The organism is Pseudomonas sp., assembly GCF_049590575.1.
Taxonomy (GTDB): domain Bacteria; phylum Pseudomonadota; class Gammaproteobacteria; order Pseudomonadales; family Pseudomonadaceae; genus Aquipseudomonas.
This window is the reverse complement of the sequence record NZ_JBAWDE010000087.1, coordinates 1-1,766: the sequence shown is the minus strand read 5'-3', so window position 1 is coordinate 1,766 and position 1,766 is coordinate 1. Positions and strand designations below refer to the sequence as shown.

Sequence of the window (1,766 nt, the reverse complement as noted above, 5' to 3'; positions counted from 1 at the left end):
GCTGATCAGCGCGACACGCGGGTCATCGACCAAGGCTGCGCCGGCGTCGCGGCCGCCGATGATTACTTGGCTGAGGTACTCGGGTGCATCCTTGAAATTTTTCAGCACGCGTTCGAACAGCGCCTGGCAGGCCAGGGCGGTGAGCGGGGTTTTCTCCGAGGGTTTCCAGATCACCGCGTTGCCGCAGACCAGCGCCAGGGTGGTGTTCCACGCCCATACGGCCACCGGAAAGTTGAAAGCGCTGATCACGCCGACCACGCCCAGCGGGTGCCAGGTTTCACGCATATGGTGGCCAGGACGCTCGGAGGCGATGGTCAAGCCGTACAACTGGCGCGACAGGCCGACGGCGAAGTCGCAGATGTCGATCATTTCCTGCACTTCACCCAAGCCTTCCTGGGTGATCTTGCCGGCTTCCCACGAGACGAGTTCGCCAAGGTCGGCCTTGTATTCGCGCAATACGTCGCCGAACTGACGCACCAGCTCGCCGCGACGCGGTGCCGGCACTTTGCGCCAGGCGTCGAATGCATGCTCGGCGCGACTGACCTGTTGCTCCACCTCGGCAGCCCCTTCCCAGTGCACACTGCCGATGCGGCTGCCATCAATCGGCGAATGCACGGGCTGTTTGCCCGCCTGGTACAGCGCCGGGTTTACCCCGAGACGATCAAGCAATGCGGCAACCATGGGTCACTCCTTCAATCTTCGAACCAAAAATCGCACCGCGACACGCACGGCGATCCAGAGCTTATTTGTAGCTGGCCGAAGACTTGCCAACAAACGACGATTAGGCGAGATATCATTCCGTTTATTCATGCAAAGAATAAAAAGAGGCGTGCCGTGCTGAACAAACGCTATTTACCCTCGATCACTGCCCTGCAGTGCTTCGAAGCCGCCACCCGCCACCTGAGCTTCACCCGCGCCGCCGAGGAGCTGAACCTCACGCAAAGCGCGGTGAGCAAACAAGTGGCGCAACTTGAAGAACTGCTGCAGCACCTGCTGTTTCGCCGCGTGCGCCGCCGCTTGCAGATGACCCCGGCAGGCGATTTGTACCTGGTGGAAGTGCGAAAAATCCTCACGCAAGTGGAGATGTCCACCCATTACCTGCGTTCCTACGGCGGCGAGACCGAAGTGCTGCGCGTGTCCACGCCCTACACCTTTGGCGCGCGCTGGCTGGTGCCGCGCCTGAAGGGCTGGCGGCTGCGCCACCCGCAGATCCACCTGGACGTGTGCAACGAACAGGAACCGGACGAACTGCTGCAAGGCAAGGCCGACATGGCTTTCTACTTCGGCCAGGGCTCACGCCCCGGCACCGAAAGCCTGAAACTGTTCAGCGAAGAGCTGGTGCCGGTGTGCGCCCCGGAAAGCCTGCCCGCGCAGCCGTTCGCTGACCCGACGCAACTGAGCAACCTGGTGCTGCTGCAAAACGCCTCGCGGCCCCAGGGCTGGCATGACTGGTTCGCCAGCCAGGGTTTTCACACCGAGCACAGCTACCACGGGCCGCGTTTCGACACCTTCTATATGTGCATCCGGGCGGCCCAGGTCGGCTGCGGCGTGGCGTTGTTGCCGCGTTTTCTGGTGGAGGAGGAACTGGCCGACGGCAAGCTGGTCATTCCTTGGCAGCATGCGATGCCAAGCCAGGATGCGTATTACCTGGCCTATCCCGAGCATTCGGCGGAAGTGCCCAAAGTGCGAGAGTTTGTGAAGTGGATGATGGAGCAGGTTATTTAGTGCCTGCAATACCGCCATCGGGGGCAAGCCCCCTCCCACAT

2 protein-coding genes are annotated in these 1,766 nt (G+C 61.8%); one reads left to right on the top strand and one right to left on the bottom strand.

All coding sequences use genetic code 11. The annotated features are described in order from the left end of the window. Window positions 1–681: aldehyde dehydrogenase family protein (locus WBR57_RS06700; protein WP_424083163.1), on the bottom strand; the 681-nt coding region annotated here is incomplete at its 3' end. Between the two features lie 153 nt (window positions 682–834). Here WBR57_RS06700 and WBR57_RS06695 point away from each other — a divergent pair. Further along, a complete protein-coding gene (locus WBR57_RS06695) occupies window positions 835–1,725 on the top strand; it encodes a LysR family transcriptional regulator (RefSeq protein WP_424083162.1) in 891 nt (296 codons plus the stop codon). Window positions 1,726–1,766 lie beyond the last annotated feature (41 nt).